Annotated in this window: 20 protein-coding genes; 10 read left to right on the top strand and 10 right to left on the bottom strand. The window is 62.6% G+C overall.

Features of this window, described 5'->3' with window-relative positions; genetic code table 11:
• Positions 1–200: 200 nt before the first annotated feature.
• The 5 genes from QOU61_RS14650 to QOU61_RS14670 form a co-directional block, all read right to left on the bottom strand.
• Positions 201–557 (bottom strand): Mth938-like domain-containing protein, encoded by a 357-nt coding sequence (locus QOU61_RS14650; RefSeq protein WP_289659533.1) that lies wholly within the window; start codon positions 555–557, stop codon positions 201–203.
• 40 nt (positions 558–597) lie between these two features.
• Entirely contained in the window at positions 598–1263 is a 666-nt protein-coding gene (locus QOU61_RS14655; protein ID WP_289659535.1) for a LysM peptidoglycan-binding domain-containing protein, read from the bottom strand.
• Between the two features lie 1330 nt (positions 1264–2593).
• Entirely contained in the window at positions 2594–3079 is a 486-nt protein-coding gene (locus QOU61_RS14660) for an adenosine-specific kinase (RefSeq protein ID WP_289659537.1), read from the bottom strand.
• A 562-nt stretch (positions 3080–3641) separates the two neighbouring features.
• Complete coding sequence (locus QOU61_RS14665) at positions 3642–4163, bottom strand: hypothetical protein (protein WP_502876927.1); 522 nt, start codon at positions 4161–4163, stop codon at positions 3642–3644.
• Positions 4130–4369, bottom strand: a complete 240-nt coding sequence (locus tag QOU61_RS14670; RefSeq protein ID WP_289659539.1) for a helix-turn-helix domain-containing protein — start codon at positions 4367–4369, stop codon at positions 4130–4132. The genes QOU61_RS14665 and QOU61_RS14670 overlap by 34 nt, the downstream gene beginning before the upstream one ends.
• A gap of 539 nt (positions 4370–4908) precedes the next feature.
• On the opposite strand from QOU61_RS14670, the gene QOU61_RS14675 reads away from it, so the two are divergent.
• Positions 4909–5025: a hypothetical protein gene (locus QOU61_RS14675; protein ID WP_289659541.1), complete on the top strand. Its 117-nt coding sequence runs from the start codon at positions 4909–4911 to the stop codon at positions 5023–5025.
• A gap of 145 nt (positions 5026–5170) precedes the next feature.
• Here QOU61_RS14675 and QOU61_RS14680 read toward each other — a convergent pair whose 3' ends face one another.
• Positions 5171–5917: a FadR/GntR family transcriptional regulator gene (locus QOU61_RS14680; RefSeq protein WP_289659543.1), complete on the bottom strand. Its 747-nt coding sequence runs from the start codon at positions 5915–5917 to the stop codon at positions 5171–5173.
• A 200-nt stretch (positions 5918–6117) separates the two neighbouring features.
• On the opposite strand from QOU61_RS14680, the gene ccrA reads away from it, so the two are divergent.
• The 5 genes from ccrA to QOU61_RS14705 all read left to right on the top strand — a co-directional run bounded on the left by ccrA (position 6118) and on the right by QOU61_RS14705 (position 12145).
• Complete coding sequence (gene ccrA, locus QOU61_RS14685; RefSeq protein WP_289659546.1) at positions 6118–7359, top strand: crotonyl-CoA carboxylase/reductase; 1242 nt, start codon at positions 6118–6120, stop codon at positions 7357–7359.
• A 142-nt stretch (positions 7360–7501) separates the two neighbouring features.
• A complete protein-coding gene (locus QOU61_RS14690; protein WP_289659548.1) occupies positions 7502–8707 on the top strand; it encodes an ABC transporter substrate-binding protein in 1206 nt (401 codons plus the stop codon).
• A gap of 45 nt (positions 8708–8752) precedes the next feature.
• Entirely contained in the window at positions 8753–9916 is a 1164-nt protein-coding gene (locus QOU61_RS14695; protein ID WP_289659550.1) for an MFS transporter, read from the top strand.
• Between the two features lie 13 nt (positions 9917–9929).
• Positions 9930–10751 (top strand): enoyl-CoA hydratase/isomerase family protein, encoded by an 822-nt coding sequence (locus tag QOU61_RS14700; protein ID WP_289659552.1) that lies wholly within the window; start codon positions 9930–9932, stop codon positions 10749–10751.
• Positions 10748–12145, top strand: coding sequence for a class I adenylate-forming enzyme family protein (locus QOU61_RS14705; RefSeq protein ID WP_289659554.1), 1398 nt, complete (start codon positions 10748–10750; stop codon positions 12143–12145). The genes QOU61_RS14700 and QOU61_RS14705 overlap by 4 nt, the downstream gene beginning before the upstream one ends.
• Positions 12146–12295: 150 nt before the next feature.
• Here the strand turns inward: QOU61_RS14705 and QOU61_RS14710 are convergent, their stop codons facing one another.
• Genes QOU61_RS14710 through QOU61_RS14725 form a run of 4 tightly spaced genes read right to left on the bottom strand, consistent with a single transcriptional unit; the run spans position 12296 to position 16785 of the window.
• Complete coding sequence (locus tag QOU61_RS14710) at positions 12296–13459, bottom strand: M20 aminoacylase family protein (protein ID WP_289659556.1); 1164 nt, start codon at positions 13457–13459, stop codon at positions 12296–12298.
• Between the two features lie 35 nt (positions 13460–13494).
• Complete coding sequence (locus QOU61_RS14715; RefSeq protein ID WP_289659558.1) at positions 13495–13947, bottom strand: PaaI family thioesterase; 453 nt, start codon at positions 13945–13947, stop codon at positions 13495–13497.
• Positions 13947–15773 carry an AMP-binding protein gene (locus QOU61_RS14720; RefSeq protein WP_289659560.1) on the bottom strand — a complete coding sequence of 609 codons (1827 nt, stop codon included), beginning with the start codon at positions 15771–15773 and terminating at the stop codon, positions 13947–13949. The genes QOU61_RS14715 and QOU61_RS14720 overlap by 1 nt, the downstream gene beginning before the upstream one ends.
• Before the next feature lie 4 nt (positions 15774–15777).
• Entirely contained in the window at positions 15778–16785 is a 1008-nt protein-coding gene (locus QOU61_RS14725; RefSeq protein ID WP_289659562.1) for a quinone oxidoreductase family protein, read from the bottom strand.
• Between the two features lie 91 nt (positions 16786–16876).
• Between QOU61_RS14725 and QOU61_RS14730 the strand changes: the two genes are divergently transcribed.
• The 4 genes from QOU61_RS14730 to QOU61_RS14745 are packed head-to-tail and all read left to right on the top strand — an operon-like array spanning position 16877 to position 20248.
• Positions 16877–17845, top strand: coding sequence for an ABC transporter substrate-binding protein (locus tag QOU61_RS14730; RefSeq protein ID WP_289659564.1), 969 nt, complete (start codon positions 16877–16879; stop codon positions 17843–17845).
• Positions 17846–17850: 5 nt separating this feature from the next.
• A complete protein-coding gene (locus QOU61_RS14735; protein WP_289659566.1) occupies positions 17851–18639 on the top strand; it encodes an ABC transporter ATP-binding protein in 789 nt (262 codons plus the stop codon).
• Positions 18636–19526 (top strand): ABC transporter permease, encoded by an 891-nt coding sequence (locus QOU61_RS14740; RefSeq protein WP_289659568.1) that lies wholly within the window; start codon positions 18636–18638, stop codon positions 19524–19526. The genes QOU61_RS14735 and QOU61_RS14740 overlap by 4 nt, the downstream gene beginning before the upstream one ends.
• A complete protein-coding gene (locus QOU61_RS14745; protein WP_289659570.1) occupies positions 19523–20248 on the top strand; it encodes an aspartate/glutamate racemase family protein in 726 nt (241 codons plus the stop codon). The genes QOU61_RS14740 and QOU61_RS14745 overlap by 4 nt, the downstream gene beginning before the upstream one ends.

Below are 20248 nucleotides of genomic sequence, written 5' to 3' on the forward strand. Positions count from 1 at the left end.
ACGATGTGCACGACAAAGGTTCTCCGGGGGGAAGAGGAGGTGTGCGAGCGACGGAGTAAGAGCAAGCCTTAGTTGTCGGAGGTGAAAGACAGTCACACGTCACTGCGCAGGAGGCGCGCCAATCCGTGCCGTCTTGCAACCTGGCCGCAACAACAGGCCTTCGAACAAGCGTCCGAGATGGCTCCGCTAGCGCGTATCCCTCAACAGGTCACGTGAAAGAGCCCGATCCTCTTCGCGCGCGACCGGTTGAATGTCCGGATCGCCTCGGGTGTCGGTTTCAACAAGACTTCGCAGTCCTTTCTTTCGAAATAGGCTTCAGCTTCCGGTGACAGACGCACGTTGCCCATCTGACCCGAGCCAATGACGACTTGGTCGCACCCCTTTTCGAAGAGAAATTTTGCCTCATCTTCTGAAAGCACGTGCGAGGTGCCATAGAGCTTCTTTGATAAATTTTTTTTCCGTTTTACCACTTTGCCGGAAAGGCGAACGATCACATCGTGCTCATACGTCTTTCCGTCAATCGTAATCGCGCCAAATATGGTGCTGTCAATCGTCATCGCGAGCTCCCAGACTACTCAGGCCCCAAATCGCGGCGTTTCAGTGCGCCTTCATGGGAAGGACAAAGATCTGGCCGGGATAGATATGATTTGGATCTCGGATCCGCTCTCGGTTCGCCCTATACACGAGCATGTATTGCGTGCCCGCCCCGTAAGTGGTGCGGCTGATCCGCCACAGGCTGTCACCAGGGGATACGACCCGGGTCAAACTCCGGTGCGCGACCAAGGGGGACAATGAACGTCCATTTGAAGGAGCGGCGGCAAACATGTGCGGCCGCTGCAAAGTAGCATTGTCCAGCAGTTTCGCGGCGGGCAAACGGGGTTGTGGCGACAGACGCGCTTGAGAAGACTTACCGGTGTGATCCAGCGGTAACCCCTGCGTCGTCACCGTCTCTGCAGCATTGAGCGGCGGCGCGTCGGCGCGCGACCGGGCCGCGCCAGAGTCGGACCTCACTTCGTCGAGTGCGACTGCGACACCCTGTTTCGACGTTGCCAGCGTGCCGTCCAGTGATCTGGCGGTCAACGTCAGCTCGTAGCTCCCGGGGGGCAGGAGCGGGGCCATGACGAACTGTCCAGATGAATCCGCGACCGTTCGATCAAGACGCTCGCCACTGCGCAACAGGTCCACGATCGCGCCAGGGTCCGCTCTACCGGCGATAACCGCGTCGCCCGTTGGTTCAATGCGAGCGATGTCGAAGACGGGCACAGACTTATCCGTGACCGGATCAGTGACCGGCGAGGCTGGAGATACGGCAGATGCAGCCGCCCCGGCGGCTGTTTGAGTCTCCGTCGCCGTGAGCGCAGGCGAGCTCTCAATCGGAGCGCCGGATGCAGGATACGAGGGCGTCGACGCCGTGGGTGCGAGACTCGCCTCAACCGCCGGCTCGCGCGGTACATCCTTGACGGCCACAACAAGCGCTATGGCGGCAAGCGCGACAAACGGAACGAGTATCCGGCCTATCGACGTAGCGGTCATCATAACGACCCCGATCGATAGATGCTTAATCAGCAGCTGAAACCCTGCGCCGATTTTTTCCGGTCATCAAGTCTGCCCGGCCGCAAATTTATCAGTCAATGGCGCTGACCAATCCGCCTCAACGACTCACGCGGTGGAACCAGACGGGATCGAGTGTTGATGCGGCTGCATTCGCTGCGAGCACGGCCGCGGCTCCGGCGCGTGCCGCCCGATACAGGTGAACGGCGGGCGTCGGCCATTGAGCACCTCTGGCACTCTTCAGCCGCAGCACTTGAAACAAGCATGGTAAGAGTCGCGGCAAGAACCCTCATTGTTCTGCCCCCCGCTATTGCGATTTGCACCACCTCGGTCGACCGCTTTCGCGATCGAGGCGGCCTGCCTCGTCTCTCATCTGGGCCGCGAGCCGATCGAGCTGACTCGCCAGGCCGGTAAAGCTTCGCGCAATGTTCTTCAGTATGGACGCGCGATTCTTGGAAACTCCGGGGGCTTGCGCGAGCGTTTTATATTCGCGTGCGAGCACTTGGCATTGTGCGGCCGTCAGCATTTATGGCTCCTACGAGTGCGAAAACCAGGTTCTCGGAATACTCAGACGTCGTCCTTTGTTAAGCACTTCATACGAAAAGAGCACGCGGCTCGGGCGCTGATGAGCGCAGGATCCGCCAGCTCCGGCCGAGTTCAGGCGGAGATCTAGCCAACCCCAAAAGGCGCTGGATATTCCTTGCTGCCGAATTGTTCGGGTAGCCGTTAATGTGTGGTCGGGTTAGGCAAGAGGACAGCACCGCGGTCGCTGATTGCGCCACTTAAGTAAGTAACTCGGTCCCAATCCGCGCCTCGGGGCTGCTCTCGCAAGTTGCCGCCATCATCGATCGTGGAACATGGAGTCAGTGCGTGAGACAGTGAAACGCTCTGCGGGGCGGAGCTTGCCAGCATCGCGGTGCGTCGGCTCCGCAATGGTTTTTTCGGCACCAATCGGTTCGGAAGCGGTACCCGACCGGTTCCACACCAGTACCGTGTCCACGCGCACGGTACCGTTCTCGTCCGAAGGGCTGCACCGTTCCCACTACAGCTTGTAGCCGATCTTTCGCAGCAGGTCTTTCCGCCACGCAATGTCGGCGTCGGCTTCGACACCCAGCGGCGAGGCGCCATCCACCACGCCGAGCACGCCGCGGCCCAGCTCAGTTTGTGCGACGATCACCTGTGTCGGGTTGGCCGTCGCGCAATAGATGCGGCAGACCTCCGGCACGGCGCGCACAGCAGCCAGCACGTTGACGGGAAAAAATCCGTCGCCCAGGAAGATCAGGAAAGCGTGGCCGGCGCCGATGGCCAATGCGTTGTCGCGTGCGAGGGCGAGGGCGGCTTCGTCATTGCCCGACCAGCGCACCAGCCGCTTACCGGAGGCCTCGCAGAAGGCCAACCCGAAGCGGATGCCCGGAACCGCGCCCACCAGCGCCTCGTGGAGGTCTTCCACGGTCTTGATGAAATGCGACTGGCCAAAGATGAAGTTGGCGGCGTCCGGCTTGACGATGGGCACCACGGTGAGTTCCATGGCTCCGCTCCTGCAGGATGAGCTACGCAAATCCATGGTAGGCCGCCGGAAGGTGATTGCAAGCCGCCACAAGCTATCGATCTGTGCTCGCTGATGTGGCGAGAGCCAATCTCGCACGAGCCGCTGGCATGAGGCGACCGGCGCCGGAAACCACATCGATGGCCGCGGGTTAGATCTTGCCGGCTGGAGGCCCCGACGGGAGGAACCCCCGAGATGGACGAACAAACGAGAACTGAACTTTGGGACCTGGCCGCCGGCACATTCATCGCAGTCTCGGTAGTCAGCAGCCTCGCGTTTGTCATTGTCAGCGCGATTCGCTAAGCGCGCGCGGCGCCGTGTCCTAATTCCCACAGTGCGAGCTGAACGGCGCCGCTGTGTCAGCCAGCGAACAGACTTGTTTGATCCACCCTTCAAGCTACAGGCGTTTGATTACCGATTGATACTGGCGGGTCGCCCGGTGGCCTTGGTAGGTGGCCACCGGGCTTTCGCGTCGTGGTGGACGAGGGCGATTTTCCTTCGCCGAAAAAATTTACGCAAAGGCACTTGGCTGCGAGAGGCTAGCTCACCAATAGCCCCAGGGTCCGTAAGGCCTGTAGAACCGGGCGATCCCAGGTTCCTGGATTGCTTGCCAAGGACCGTAATCGTAATAGGGGCCATAACCGACGTATGCTGGATAGTTGCTATAGCCGGCGTAGTAGCCGCCATAGTACGGGGCGCCATAGTAGCCGTAAGCGCTGCTTGCGATCGCGCCACCGACTAGGGCACCGGCTAAAGCGCCCGCTCCCCAACTCCAACCTCGTCCCCAGCCTCCTCTGTATCCCCAGCCGCCGCCGCGCCAGCCGCCCCACCGGACTTGGATCGAACTGTCGGCAACCAGCGATTTCATCGCTGTCAGGTTAGTCGGTAACGGTGCCGCACAGAGCGAAGCGGCGCTGAAGGCCATCAAGGTTCCAGCCAATGCGCATGCGAAGCCCAATCTGATGGTATGCATGTTTTCCTCCATCACTTGGTGCCAGAGGCTTCCGAACAGATACTCCGCAGGTTCGGTGATCAGTGGACGCGACGCTCCCAGCACAGTAGCCATTCCGGCATCACGTCGAGCGCATGGCACAGCTTTATCAGCTCGATCGGGTAGAGCTCTGCTCGCCCGCGCTCCCAGCTCACGATCTGTGCCTCACTGTAGCCCGTCAGTTCGGCGAGCTCCCTGCGATCAATGTGGGCCTTGGCCATCGCGCGCGTCAGGCGCTGGCCAATCCGCTGCTGCTTGGCGACGTAGTTCTCCCTGGGCATCGCCATGCCTCCCTGATCGGACTACATCCTACACTGAATTTGTCTGCGATGGCAGTCTCGGGTGAGTTTGGAGCATCGTCACGACGAGACTGGAGAATCAGCTCGCTGGAAGATATCACCGGCCCTGCGAGCGCCTTTCCCTCTCACGTCAACTCAGATGGTCACGCCCGCGCCGGCACGACTTTGTTGCCCGCCTTCACCGGCGCGCTCGACGCGAAGCAAAGCTATTTCACGCTGCAGAGTAGAAGTGGGTGTAGGGCAGGGACGTGATACCGAGTTGGACGTACCAAGCACGCTCAAATACACGGTTTTAGACGGGCTGGACGGCTTCGACGGACCTCTGACCTTACTCTAGGTATCGTCTATACTAGGCACGCCGTCCGACGGTCTGCCCTCGACCAGCCGCAAACTGAAAGAGGGTTATTTAGCGCGGACTTCCCAGCTATGGCGAGATCTTTGTCCGCCGGGTTCGGTCGATCGGCATTCGAGACCGCCCGACGTCTTCCCGCTCACCCTGGCAAAACGCCTACGCAGAACGGTTGATCGGCTCAATCCGGAGGGAATGCATCGATCATGTCGTGGTCCTCGGCGAACGCCATCTGCGCCACGTTCTGCTGTCGTACACTACAACGCGACGCGCACTCATTTGTCATTGAACCAGGATGCCCCGATCCCCCGCGGCGTCGAGTGGGCCGGGACTATCGTCCGCCGCCCGATCCTGGGCGGACTGCACCATCAATATGGCCGGATGTGATTTACGGTAGGCACAGCTGAGAACGCGGGGGCTTCGAGGTCAGTTGATCAGCCGCGCCTTTCGATCGCGGCTGCAAGACGATCCCTGGTATAAGCGGCAAGTTCGGTCAATGCCTCGACGGCGAGCGTCTTCTTGCGATCGGCGATGGCCGCAAAGATGCGCTTATGAAACGCGACGATCTCTTGTCGCTCTCGCACACGGAAAATAATCATATTGCTGATTGGCTGAAGGCCTTCGATGACCGAATGCATCAGAAATTGCATGAGGGAATTCGCGCTAGCGTCGACAATGGCGCGATGAAACCGGACGTCGGATTCGCAGAACTCCTCGTCAGTGAGGCTTCCCTTCCTCTGCAACTCAAGTTCAGTCCTCATAAGCTCCAACTGATCGTTGGTGCGGTGTTCGCATGCCAATTTGACGCAGACCGATTCAAGCTCCAGTCGCGCAGTCACGATTTCATCGACGTTGATGTCGCCGACCGCCACCATGAGCGTGGTCGTATTGGCAAGCGAACGTCCCGCTTCCGGCGGCGCAGGCGCCGTGACGAAGTTTCCACCGGCTGGACCGCGGCGCGACCTGATCAAATGTTGGGCCGCCAAGCGCTTCAACGCTTCGCGAATCGTCGGTCTGGATACGTTGAACTTCGCAGCCAGCTCGTCCTCCGACGGCAGTCGGACGTCGACTTTAAGCCTGCCTTGAAGGATCGCGGCCCGAATATTCTCCGCAATTTGCTTGGCGGCACTGGCTGTTACCACGTCGCCCAGATCGACCTGAAGGTCTACCGCTTTCGCCATCTACCTTCTCTGATTCCAGTCAAGAGTTTCACTGGTAGCAGTAGCGGCAAGCCGCGCCTTCCACAAGAGTAAGCACCTTAATCGTATATTTGTTTGACAAATAGATATTTGACGTTAGGTTTCATTCCCGAAATCCGTAGCGGCGCGGCAGAAGGCACCGTGTCCAATGCGATGGGCGTTCGATGGGAAGGAAAACAAGCATGGTTGATGCTGTTCCGGTCGGTGAATTGCCACCAGTAGGCATCGTCCCCCGGCGAATGCATGCGCAGGTCATCAGAAGCGATCGGTTGGGCGATCCGGTGAAGGCATTCCGGATCGAGGAGATCGACACGCCTAGGCCCGGAAAGAAAGAAGTCCTGGTCGCGGTCATGGCCGCCGGCCTCAATTTCAACAACGTCTGGGCGGCCCGCGGAGTCCCAATCGACGTAATTGCTGCTCGGAGGGCCCAGGGTTCTCCTCACGACTTTCACATCGGTGGAAGCGATGCCTCCGGGATCGTGTACGCGGTGGGAGAAGGGGTCACAAACATCAAGGTCGGCGATGAGGTCGTCGTGCATCCGGGCTTTTGGGATCCTAATGATCCGGATGTCCTTGCCGGCCGTGATCCGATGCTCGCGAACAGTGCGCAAATCTGGGGGTACAACACGAACTTCGGTTCATTCGCGCAGTTCTGCCTCGCCTACGATCATCAAATCCTCTCGAAGGCAAAACATCTCACCTGGGAGGAGGCTGCGGCTCCCACGTTGGTCGGAACCACGGCCTATCGAATGCTCCATGGTTGGCAGGGGCATACGGTTCAAGAGGGGGATGTCGTCTTGGTTTGGGGCGGCTCCGGAGGCGTCGGGTCACAGGCCGTCCAAATCGCCAAGGAAGCCGGCGCGTTGCCGATCGCGGTGGTCTCCGATGCGAAGAAGGGAGAATACTGCAAGTCGCTGGGGGCGATCGGATTCATCGATCGTCGAGAATTCAATCATTGGGGTCAGCCCCCGCACTGGACCGACGACAAAGGGCAAAAGGCCTGGACGGCGCAAGCGCGCGCATTCGGCAAAAAGATTTGGGACATCCTGGGCGAAAAGCGCAGCCCGCAAATCGTTATCGAGCACCCCGGAGAGGATACGATTCCTACCTCGATCTTCGTGTGCAACGCGGGTGGCATGGTCGTGATCTGCGCGGGGACGACCGGCTACTCGGCCGTGGTCGACCTTCGATACCACTGGGTTCGCCAAAAGCGGCTGCAGGGCTCCCACGGCACGAACACCGAGCAAGCCAAGGCCTACAACGAGCTCGTAATCGCCAAGCGAATTGTTCCCTGCATGGGAGAGGTGCGCTCATTTGATCAAGTTGGTCAGGCTCACCAGGACATGATGAACGGCAAGCTTGCCCACGGTAACACGACCATCCTGGTTGGAGCTTCCAAAGCTGGCCTCGGCGCTTCGAATTGACGATGCGACTTCTCATTGCGTCGCGCGGAATACTGTCGGCACACGCCGACACTGCCATTGAGCGGCCATTCCCTGGCTAACCTTCGAGCAACTCGAAGTACGAGCTCAAGCCGCTGATGAAACAAACTCAAGGGAGGGTAAGATGAAGACTACGGTGTGCGCGTTGGCTCTCGCGTTGCTTCCGACGTGCATAAATGCGCAGACGATGCCAACCTTCAAGGCCGGCGTTCTAAACGACCAATCGGGCGTGTATGCGGACATCGACGGTCCCGGTTCGGTTCTCGCTGCGAAGATGGCGGTTGAAGATTTCAACCCGGAAAAGCGCGGTTTCAAGGTCGAGGTGCTCGCGGCCGACCATCAGAACAAGGCGGATGTCGGCGTCAACATCACCAGGAAATGGTTCGATATCGACAAGGTTGATGCGGTCGTCGACGTTCCCACCTCCTCTGTAGCCTTGGCTATCTCGCAGCTCGTTAAAGACAAGGACAAAACGTTCTTGATTGACGCGGCCGGTTCTTCAGACCTCACTGGCAAAGCCTGCACGCCGAACAACGTTCACTGGACTTACGACACCTGGGCCCTCGCCAACGGTACCGCAAAGGCGGTCGTCGGGACGGGCGGCAAGACCTGGTATTTCCTGACCGCAGACTATGCCTTCGGGCACGCGCTCGCGCGCGATGCGACGGACATCGTGAAGGCTCAAGGCGGCACGGTTGTCGGTCAGGTGCTCGCTCCGTTCCAGACGACGGACTTCTCCTCGTTCGTGCTCCAAGCACAAAGCAGCAAGGCACAGATCATCGCCCTGGCAAACTCCGGCGGCGACACCGTGACGTCGGTAAAGCAAGCGCAAGAGTTCGGATTGACCGCCGGAGGCCAGAAGCTGGCGGGTCTTCTGGTGTTCGTCTCGGACGTCAAGTCGATGGGCCTGCAAACCGCTCAGGGTCTGCTTCTTACAGAAGCATTTTACTGGGATCTCAACGACAAGACCCGGGCATGGTCCAGGCGTTTCGCGGCCCGCAACGAGGGACGTTACCCGACCATGAACCAAGCGGGCGTCTACGCGTCCATGTTGCATTGGATGAAGGCCATTGAAGCGATGGACAAGGAAGAGGCGCGCTCGGGAACGGCTGTCGTTGAGAAGATGAAGCAGATGCCGACGGAAGACGATCTCTTCGGCAAGGGATCGATCAGAAAGGACGGTCGCAAGATTCATAACATGTATCTGTTCGAAGTGAAAAAGCCCAGCGAGTCCAAGATGGACTACGACTTCTACAAACTCATCGCCACGATCCCGGGAGACGAAGCCTTCCGTCCAATGGATCAAGGCGGCTGTCCTTTAGTAAAATAGCGGGGTCCGTTGGTTCGATCTGGCTCGAAGAACGTCTCGCTCGCTATGCTGCTGGTGGCAGAGATAGCGGCTATGTCGACCTGGTTTGCAACGAGCGCGTCCATCAATGTCATCAAGGCCTCGTGGCATCTTTCGTTGGTACATGAGGCAATGCTCACGAATGCCGTTCAGGCCGGCTTTGTCGTTGGAACACTCGTCAGCGCCGTGCTCGCACTTCCGGATCGCGTCGACTTGCGAAAGGTATTTGCCGGATCGGCTTTGACCGCTGCCATAGCCACCTTGTCGATCGTGTTCTTCGAGCCGACCTCGCTCTTCGTGCTCGTACTGCGCTTCATTACGGGCGCCTGCATGGCCGGCGTCTACCCCGTAGGCATGGCCATCGCATCCACTTGGGCCACGGGGGACCTGGGCTTGCTCATCGGCCTTTTGGTCGGCGGACTTACTTTGGGCTCCGCCGCTCCTCACATTGTGGCTACTACGGATTGGACAGTCCCCTGCGTGGCGGCTGGCTGCAGTACCTTGCTGGCGGCCGTTGCAATATGCTTTGTCGGGCTTGGCCCAAACGTCTGGGCTGCGCCGAAGTTCAAAGCGTCCCATATCTTGCAGGGTTGGAAAAACCGGGCGGTCCGGACGGCGAATTTTGGCTATTTCGGTCACATGTGGGAGCTCTACGCAATGTGGTCGTGGATCGGTTCGTTTGTCCTTGCGAGCTTTGCGGACGCACAACAGCAATCTCCTGTCAGCGCTACTCTTGTGACGTTCGCAATAATCGGATCGGGAGCCGTGGGAGCCTTGGTGGGCGGTTGGTTGGCAGACCGATGGGGAAGAACAGCCGTAACCAGCCTCTCCATGATGGTAAGCGGTTGCTGCGCGGTTCTGATTGGCTTTACATTTGGGGCATCGCCCATTCTCACCATCTTGGTCGGCGTCATATGGGGGGTCGCCGTGATCGCGGACTCAGCGCAATTCTCCGCATCGGTTGCGGAGCTTTGTGACGCGCCGCTCCGTGGAACGATGCTCACTCTTCAAACGAGTCTCGGTTTCCTGATCACTCTTGTAAGCATCCAGGCCATGCCATTCGCTGTCAAAATGGTTGGATGGCATCTCGCATTTTCTGTACTTGCGATTGGGCCGTTTCTCGGCACAATCGCGATGTTGCAGCTTCGCCGCATGCCGGAATCAAAAAAGCTTGCCCAAGGACGCCGATGAAGGGAGACGGTCAATGAACCTAGCGTACGTCCAATATCAACGCGTCGACTCGGCGGCGCACATCGTTCTAACGCGTCCCGAAAGGACAAACGCGCTCAATGGCCAGATGCTCGCGGAAATCATGTTGGCAATGGACGCGGCGGAAGCGGATGCCGAAGTGCGAGCGATCGTGGTGAGCGGCAGCGGGACTTCGTTTTCCTCCGGTTTCGACCTCAAGGAACAGATGGAGAAGCGGCCGACCGGCGTCACGCAGTGGCGTCCTCTGCTTCAGAAAGATTTTGACGTCGTCATGCGCTTCTGGCGAAGCCCAAAGCCGACGATTGCGAGCGTGCGAGGCGCGTGTCTCGCCGGCGCGTTCGAGCTGATGATGGCTTGCGACATCACCATCGCTAGCGAAACAGCATTTTTCGGAGAGCCCGAGCTGAAGTTTGGCGCGGGTATCGTCGTCATGCTTCTTCCGTGGTTAGTTGGCCCGAAAGTGGCAAAGGAGATCATTCTAACAGGAGAGGATAGAATCTCCTGCGACCGAGCGTACCAGCTCGGTCTGGTGAACCGCATTGTCGCGGACGCGAAGCTCGAAGAAGTTGTGGCAGGGGTAGCTCAGCATATCGCTGCGATAGATCCCGATCTCGTCAAGCAGACGAAGCGCGCGCTTAACAAGTCCTTCGAAATGCGCGGGCTCACGGAAGCGCTCGATGCCGCGCTTGACATTGATCTTCAGATTGAGGGCGGTGGCTCTCCTGACAAGATCCAGTTCATGGAAATTGCCCGCTCGCAGGGTCTGAAGGCGGCCTTGACTTGGCGTGACAGCCGCTTTCCGAGCCGCAGCCAATGACAGTGCGTTTGAATGATTGGATCCTGCGTCAATCAGGCAACGACATTGGCCTTGAAGGCGCCGATTCAAAGTTTACCCACTCTGAACTTGCTCGCGAGGCTTCGCTGCTCGCGAGCAAACTTCGAGACGCTGGAGCTACACGCTCTGAACCGATCATCCTTCAAATTGGTAACGAGCCAACGGATGTCATCGGCTTCCTGGGGATCTGGGCCGCCGGCGCGGTCGCCGTCCCGGTGCATGTAGGGGCGGCGGCATCGACTCGTGAAATGGTCGCGCGTCGAACGAGAGCGCGCTTTTCGGTGGCTGCGAGCTCCGTGACGTCAGTTGCGGAAGGTGTGCCACCGAATAGGCCGTTGCTTAATGATGCGGCTCTTATCGTTTTTACGTCAGGCAGCACAGGGGTGCCAAAGGGAGTGGTGATTGGGCACGAAGGCTTCATAGCGAAGCTCGAGATGCTCTCCGGGCTCCTGCCACTTACGAGAACCGACGTCGTGCTCTGCCCCTTACAACTCACGTTCATCTTTGGAATGTGGGTCACCTTCTTGGGCCTCGCGAGCGGTGCTCGTGTCGTCCTATTACCGAAATTCTCCATGGACACCGTTGGCGGGTTGCTGCGCGACTGCACGACGCTTGCAGTCGTCCCCACGATGCTCAAGCTGATCGTGGCAGGTCCCAAACTGGACTCTTCCAAATTGCGCAAGATCCTCACCGGGGGGGAGTCACTGGGGTTGACGCTTCCGAGTAAGCTCAAGGAGCATTTTCCGGCAGCGGAATACTTCGATCTGTTTGGCTTGACGGAAACCGGATCCTGCGACTTCTGTCTAACGCCTTCGGATCAATACATCGGCCTTGGTACCATTGGTCGCCCAGTCCCCGGCGTGCAGTTCAAACTGGTCCCGGCTGAGTTTTCCCGATCGGAGAAAGAGGGAGAACTTCGGATCAAGACGTCCTCTCGAATGCTCGGTTACCTCGACGATCCAAGCTTGACGGATGTTTCGTTTGAGGGCGCGTACTTCAAGACAGGCGACCTGGCAAGGATACGGGATGATGGGCTGGTAGAACTCATAGGTCGATCCAAGGAGATCATTTCGAGGGGAGGGAACAAGATTGCTCCGCTCGAAATCGATAATCTCTTTGCCGAGCACCCCTCAGTAGCCGCCGCACTGTGCTTCGGTGTCCCACATGCCGATCTGGGCGAGGCGCTGCACATGATGGTCGTCCTACGCTCCCCAACCAATGTTACCGATCGAGACTTGCGCGCTTGGGCCTCCACAAAAATCGAAAAATACAAGATCCCTGATCAAATCCATGTCGTCGAAGCTTTGCCGCTTGGACGTACCGGCAAGGCCGATAGACGAGCGGCAGCAAGCTCGATTCTATCGAAAATAAGTTAGCAACTCGGCCGGGACTAACTTCTTCCACGAAGTTGACGGGCGGCGGCATCATGCCGACGTCCCGCTTACTTTTCCTACCTTGCGCAGACGGGTTGACGTTTGACGGCAGCTTGGGCGTCGGCAGGCCAGGTTGGAAGAGGCGAGCCTAATTTACCCGGTTCGTCCCGCCGCGAGGCAGCAAAACAGGCTGGCGCCGATCGGCAGAATGTCGTCGTTGAAATCGTACTCGGGGTGATGAACCATCGGGGAGGCCGGGCCGGTCCCCTGGCCGATCAGCAGATAGGCGCCTGGGCGTTGCTGCAGCATGAACGCAAAATCCTCCGCGGCCATCAGTGGTGGAAACGCAGCGGCAAAGCCGTCGCGGCCCAGCGTGGTCTCGATCGCAGCGGCTGCCCGGCGGCTCGCGGCGGCGTCGTTGACCAGCACCGGGTATTCCCGCACGTAAGTGATCTCGGCCTCCGCGCCATAGGCCTGCGCGACATGCTGCACGGTGCGGGTGAAGCCGGCCTCGATGATCGCTCGCGTCGCCTCGTTGAGGGCGCGGACGGTTCCGGCGAAATGCGCCTCGCTCGCGATCACGTTGTGGGTGGTGCCGACATTCATCTGGGTGACGCTCAGCACCGCGGCCTGCAATGGATCGGTGTTGCGCGCAACCAGCGCCTGCAGTGCCACCACGACATGCGCCATCGTGAGACCAGGATCGACCGTCTTGTGCGGCATGGCGGCGTGTCCGCCGACGCCCCGGATGGTGACCTCGAAGCGGTCGAACGACGCGAGGGCCGGGCCCGGACGGACCGCGGCCTGGCCGAACGGCAACAGCGGCATATTGTGCAGCGCATAGATCTCGTCGCAGGGAAAGCGCTCGAACAGGCCGGCCTCGACCATCGCGCGGCCGCCGCCGAGCCCTTCCTCGGCGGGCTGGAAGATGATCACGACGCGGCCGTCGAAGTCGCGCGTGCCGGCGAGATGCTGTGCGGCGGCGAGCAGCATCACCGTGTGGCCGTCATGGCCGCAGCCATGAAAACGGCCGGGAATGGTCGATCGCCAGGGGCGGTCGCCGGCCTCGTCCATGGGCAGGGCGTCCATGTCCGCGCGCAGGCCGATGCTGCGCGCACCCGGCCGCCCCTCGATCACGCCGACGACGCCTGTCCCGGCGAGCCCGGTATGGACCGTGATGCCGGCCGACCGCAGCCGCTCGGCGACGAACGACGCCGTTTCGGTTTCCTCGAAGCCGAGCTCGGGCCGGGCGTGCAGCTGGCGGCGCCAGGCCGTCAGCTCGTCCTGACGGGCGACGATCGACGGGATCAGGTTCATGGCAGAGGTTTCCCTTGGCGCGATGAGTTTCGTCGTCAGGTCGCCGCGCTCTCGGCGCCGGCGTTGATTGCCTTAAAGGACGCGGCGGTGCTGAAAGTGCCGCGCCCGATCGCATAGATCTCACCCGCGTCGTCGCTGATCTCGACGTCGGCAATCGACATCGTCTTGCCGGCCCGAACCAGCCGTCCGGTGGCGATCAGGTCGATCTTCGCCGGCGACTTCAGGAAATCGACGCGGAAGTTCGCCGTGGGCGTCGGCCGGCCGGTTTTGAGGCCGCAGGCGACCGCGCCGGCGACGTCGATGAGCGCGGCGATAACGCCACCATGATACGCGCCCACGTCGGGAAAGATGCTGAGCTTGGGGTCATAGGGCTGGCGCAGCACCACGACGCCGGCGGCGACATCCGCCCGGTCGAGCTTCAGTCCGATGAGCTGGTGAAAAGCGGCCGTTTCCACGATGCGGCGAAACGCGTCAACGTCGAGCATCATCACGAAACCTCGTTGGCAGGAGTGACTTCGAAGGCAAAGGTGAACGCGCCGAGCGCGTTCGTGATGGGTTGCAAGTGCGCCGGCGCGGCGCGCACCTGGACGAGCAGGCCGTGCCGCGGATGGGGCGCGATGGTCACGGTGGCGGGCTGGTCGGGGCCGGTGACCGCGCGGACGACGTCCTCGACCACGCGCTGCGTGATGTGCAGCTTCAGGGGCTGCTTGTGCACCTTGCCCACCGCAGTGACCGGCAGCTGCGGCAGGACGATGATTTCCTTCGGAATCGCGGCGCGTTCCCGGATCCGCTCGCCGGCGAAGGCGAGCAGCTCGGCTTCATCGACCGCAGCGCCCGGGCGCAGCTGGACGTAGGCGACCGGAATTTCACCCGCATAGGCGTCCGGCCTGCCGACCGCCGCCGCTAGCGTGACGCTGTCGTGCGCGGCAAGGACGTCCTCGATGGCGCCTGGATCGATGCCGTGGCCGCCGCGCTTGATCAGCTCCTTGGCGCGCCCGGTCACCCAGACGAAGCCGTCGCGATCGACGCGGCCGAGATCGCCGGTGTCGAGCCAGCCATCCGCAAAGAACGGCTGGTCCTTGGCGTCGCGGTTGAGATATCCGGCGAAGACCATGGGGCTGCGGATCGCGAGCACGCCGATGTCCTCGCCGGCGTTGCCGATCGCGCGTCCGTCGGCATCCGTCCGCACGGCCTTGACCTCGCAATAGGGCAGCGGCAGTCCGACCGAGCCTTGCCGGTTGGCGCCGTGAGAGGGGCCGCTGGTCACGGCGAGCGTCGCCTCGGTCAGTCCCCATGGCTCGACAACGGGAACGCCGAGGCCGTTGCTCAGGCGTTCGCCGACCGCGCGCGGCAGCGCCGCGGCGCCGTTGACCAGCAGGCGCAAGTTGGGAAGGCGCGCGCGATCCGGCAGGTCGGCGGCGAACTGCGCCATGACGGTCGGAGGACCGACGATCACGCTGACGCCATAGTCGACGACGGTCGCGGGAAGGCCGGCGATCACCCCGTCGCCGCGATAGCCCAGCGGTCCGAGGATGACGAGGCGGCTGCCGGCGCTGAGCGGAAACAGCGAGCAGGCGAACAGGCCGCCGACGTGGAACATCGGCATCGCGCAGAGCACGCGGTCCTGGTCGCCATAGCCATAACCGAATCCCGAGATCAGCGCGGCCGCCGCGATGTTGTGCGCTGTCAGCGGCACGAACTTCGGCAGGCCGGTGGTTCCGCCGGTGTGAAACAGCGCGACGCGATCCTGCGGCGCACGCGGCTGCAACGGCGGCGCGTCCGCGGCCGGGGACGGCAGGTGCGCGGTGTCGATCTCGATCAGGGTGAGGGCACGCGCGATGCAGCGCTCACGCAGCGTGGCGAGCATTTTCGCCAGCACGGCAGGCGGGTGGGCCGGAACGAGGACGACCCTGGCGCGGCACTCGTCGATGAGCGTGAGGACCTGCGCCGGTTCGAGATAGAGGTTGATCGGCGCGAGCGTTCCGGTCGCGATCGCCGCGATCGTCGCGGCGATGGTCGCCGGGCCGTTGGGCAGCAGCGTCGCGACGACGTCGCCGGACCTGATCCCTGCCTGTCTCAGTTGTGCGGCGATGGCGCGCGCGCCGTCATGCAGCTGTCGGCGCGTCGCGGCGACGGCGATGTCGCCGGCGCGCCCGGACGGGACATAGTGGATCGCGTCCGCGCCACCGTCGCGGTCGGCGTGCGCAGTGATCATCGCGATGATGTCGCGTCCGTCGAGCCGCTCGGCGAGTGGAACGGCGGCGAACGCGGCGACGTCCGCGGACGTCGCAAAGCGGTGAGGGGGGCTGCTCATGCGGTCACGGCTTCACGATGACCTTGCCGACGACGGCGCGCTCCTCGATGGCGCGGACGGCGGCGATGCCGTCCGCAAGCGCACACACGCGATCGATCGGCGGATCGAGCCGGCCCTGGGCGACGAGGTCGAGGCAGACCTCCTGATCCTCCCGCGCCCAGCCCGTCGAGCCGATGATGCTCATTTCCGACATGAACAAATAGGGGATGTCGGTGACGGCGGCGTAGCCGCCGGTGCCGCCGCAGCACAGCAGGCGACCGAACCGCTTGACGCAGCGCATCGACGGCGCCCAGGTGTCGCCCGCGGTGAAGTTGACGACGACGTCGACGCCGCCGCCGCGCAGCAGGCTGCCGGTCGTCTCGCGCACATGCTTGTCGATCTTGACGGTGCTGTAGTTGACGGCTTCGTCGGCGCCGAGGTCGAGCAGCCGCGCGCATTTCTCGTCGCTGCCGGCCGCGGCGATCACCTTGCAGCCGGCAAGTTTTGCGAGCAGCACGCAGGCCGTGCCGACGCCGCCGGATGCGCCGAGCACGAGAACGGTCTCGCCCGCCTTGATCTGTCCGCGGGCGTGCAGCATGCGATGCGCGGTGCCGTAGGCGCAGGGCAGCGCGGCGGCCGCCTCGTCCGAGACATTGTCGGGGATGCGCATCAACTGGCTGGCGCGGATGGTGCAGTATTCGGCCATCGCGCCGTTGCGCGTCTCTCCGAGCATTTCGAAGTGGCCGGTGGTCCAGTCGACATGATGCGAGACAGGCAGCACGCGCTCACCGATCGTCCAGCCTTCCACGCCGTCACCGAGCTTGTCGATCACGCCAGCGCAATCGCCACCCGTAATTCCCGGCAGCTCGATCTTGATCCCGGGCATGCCGCGTCGCGAGAAGATGTCGAGGTAGTTCAGGCCACAGGCGCGGACACGCAGGCGAACCCAGCCGGGTGCGGGCTCGGGCAGCGGCAGGTCGCCGTACTGCAGAACTGACAGATCGCCGTGCGTCTTGAAAAAAACTGCCTTCATCCGCGCCTCAATTCGCTCAACAAATCCTCTTGCATATTGTGCATATGATTGCACAATATGCAATGATAGAAAACGGCGGAGGGAAGAAGTCATGTGGAAGCGTGTTGTGTGGGCGCTGGCGATCGCCGGTGTCGTGACATCGAGTGCATCGGCGCAGAGCAAGCGCATCGCGATCGCCGGATGGGGGCCGCATCCGACGCTCAACGAGACGATCGCGGGTTTCAAGAAGGGGCTCGCCGAAGGCGGCTTCGTCGAGGGGCGCGACGTGACCTTCGACGAGACCAACGTCAATTTCGATGCGGCGCTGATCCCGCAGATGCTGACGCGGCTTGCCGGTGCGCAGCCCGATCTGATGGTGACGGTGGCGACTCCCGTCTCGATCGCCGCGCGCAATCAGCTGCGCACGCGCAGCTTTCCGATCGTGTTCATGCCGATCGCCGACCCGGTGCACGCCAAGCTGGTGCCGTCGTGGGACAAGGGCGATCGCCTGATGACTGGATCCTCGGTCGCGCTCGACTACGTAGCGGGTCTCACCTTCTTCAAGGGACTGCTGCCGAACATGAAGCGGCTCGGCGTGCTCTATGATACCGGCGACGACAGCTCCAAGGCGGCCGTCGATGGCATGGAGGCCGCGGCCGCCGGCAGCGGCGTCACGATCGTGAAGATCGGCGTCGACAATCCCAACGAACTGTCACAGCGGGTCCAGTCGGCGGTCGGACAGGTCGATGCCCTGTTCACCGTGGCATCGGGACGCATCCAGCAGGGCATGGCGGCGATCTCGGCGACCGCCGATCGCGCCAAACTTCCGGTCATCACGTCGATTCCCGACGCGGTGCGACAGAATTACGCGCTGGCGGCCTTTGCAGTGTCGTTCGCGCAATCGGGCGAGGCGGCCGGGCGCATCGCGGCGCGTATTCTAGAAGGGATGGATCCTGCGACCATTCCGCCGTATCGCGCCACCGCCGCCGAGCACGTTCCGATGATCAGCAGCCGCAAGCTCACCACGCTGGGGCTGCAGGTGCCGCCGGCCCTCAGCGCCTGCAACTGCCTCGTGGATTGAGATCGATGATCGTCGCTTCCAGTCTACGCAAGGTCTTCAATACAGGGACGGCATCCGAGAAGATCGCGATCGCCGGCCTCGATCTGCAGGTCGCGGCCGCGGACGTCATCGCCGTGATCGGCGGCAACGGTGCGGGCAAGAGCACGCTGCTCAACCTCCTGGGCGGTGCGCTCAGCACCGATGCCGGCCGCATCACGATCGACGGAACCGATGTGACGCGCATGTCCGAGCATGTCCGATCCAGCCTCATTGCGCGCGTGTTCCAGGATCCCATGATCGGCACCGCGCCCTCGCTCACGGTCGGGGAGAATATGACGCTGGCCCTGATGCGGGCGAGCGGCCGCGGGCTGCGCCGCGCAGTCACGCGCAGCCGCTTCGAGGACTACCGCGCGGTGCTCGCCGGGCTTCGGCTCGGTCTCGAGGATCGGCTGGACGCACAGGCCGGCAGCCTGTCCGGCGGGCAACGACAGGCGCTGGCGCTCGCGATGGCTACGCTGCGGCCGCCGAAACTATTGCTGCTCGACGAGCACACGGCGGCGCTCGATCCGCGAACGTCGGAGCTCGTGATGGAGGCGACCGCGGCGCTCGTGCGCCAGGGCCGCCTCACCACGCTCATGGTGACCCACAACATGCAACATGCGCTGTCGTATGCGTCCCGGATTGTGATGATGGATGCCGGCCGCATCGTTGCCGATATCGGAGAGGAGAAGGCGACCATGACGGTGGCCGATCTGGTCTCGCGCTTCCATCTCACCGACGATCGCATCGTCCTGGCGCGGGCAGGTGCAAGATGATCGGCGTCTTCCTCAATCTCGTCCCCGTCACCCTGGTGCAGAGCCTGGTCTACAGCCTCGTCGCCATCGCGATCATGATCCCGTTCCGGACGCTGTCGCTGCCGGACCTGACGGTGGAGGGCAGCTTTCCGCTGGGCGGCTGTGTCGCGGCCGCGCTGGTCACGGCGGGGCTCAATCCCTGGGCGGGGACCGTACTCGCCGTCGCGGCGGGTGTTCTGGCCGGCGCCGCGACGGCCCTGATCCACCTGCGGCTGCGCATTCCCTCGCTGCTCGCCGGCATCCTGGTCGCGACGATGATCTGGAGCGTCGACCTGCGGGCGATGGGCATGCCGAACCGCTCGGTCGCGCCGGAGCTGTCGGTGTATGACGCGATCACGCCCGACATCCTGCTCAGCAACTGGCTGCAGGTGGCGCTGTTCGCCGGCCTCGTCAGCGTGGTGGTGCTCGCCCTGATCGGCTTCTACCGCACGGAGATGGGGCTGTCGCTGCGCTGCGTCGGCGCCAACGCGCGGCTGTCGCCTGCGCTCGGCATCTCGTCCAGCGCCTATGTGGTGCTCGGCTTCGGCCTCGCCAATGGGCTGGCGGCGCTGGGCGGCGCGCTGGTGGTGCAGCAGCAGGGCTATGCCGACGTCACCATGGGCTTCGGCATCCTGGTCAATGCGCTCGCCGCGCTGATCATCGGCGAGGCGATCGTCGGTCAGGCATCGATCGAGCGGCAGATCATCGCGCCGGTGGTCGGCTCGATCGTCTATTACCAGCTGGTCTCGCTGGGACTTGCGACCGGACTGCATCCATCGGATCTCAAGTTCCTCACCGGCGCTTTCGTTCTGATCACGCTTGGGCTGCCGCTGCTGACCGGCCGGGTCCGGCTGGCGAGCGGCACATGAGCTGGACGCGGGCAACACCGGCGGTGCGGCGACAGCGCCGCCGCCTCGGCCTGATCGGCGGCATGAGCTGGCGATCGACCGCGCTCTATCATGAGCGTCTCAACCGGGCGGCCGAGCGTGCATTCGGGTCCCACGGCACCATCGTGGGACAGATCGACAGCCTCGACTACGCGGAGCTGTTGTCGCTGGCCTCGCGCGGCGACATGGCGGCGATCGAGGCGCATCTGGTCGACGCCGCGACACGGCTGCGCCGCGCAGGCTGCGAGGTGATCGCGCTGACAGCGGTCACCGCCCACCGCTGGCACAAGGCGGTCGCCGCCGCGGTCGACGTGCCGGTTCCGCATGTGCTGGCCGCCGTCGCGAGGACGCTTCGGGCGACCGGCACCGGCGACATCGGCGTGCTCGGCACTGCGCTGACCTGCCGTTCGGACGCCGTGCGCAGCCATCTCGGCGAGGGCCGGCGGCTGCTGTTTCCGGACGACGGCGACCAGCCGCGTATCGACGACCTGATCCAGCGGATCTTGACGGTTCGCGACGCCGGCGCCGAAGGCCGCGACACGCTGGCCGCCGTCAGCCGGACGCTGCAGGGGCGCGGCGCACGCGCCATCGTGCTCGCCTGCACGGAGCTTCCGTTGCTGCTGCCGGTCCCGGCAGTCGACCTGCCGGTTATCGACGCCGTCGCGCTCCACGTCGACGATATCTTCGACCGCATCTGTGAGTGA

The sequence above is a fragment of the Bradyrhizobium sp. NP1 genome, from assembly GCF_030378205.1.
GTDB lineage: Bacteria > Pseudomonadota > Alphaproteobacteria > Rhizobiales > Xanthobacteraceae > Bradyrhizobium.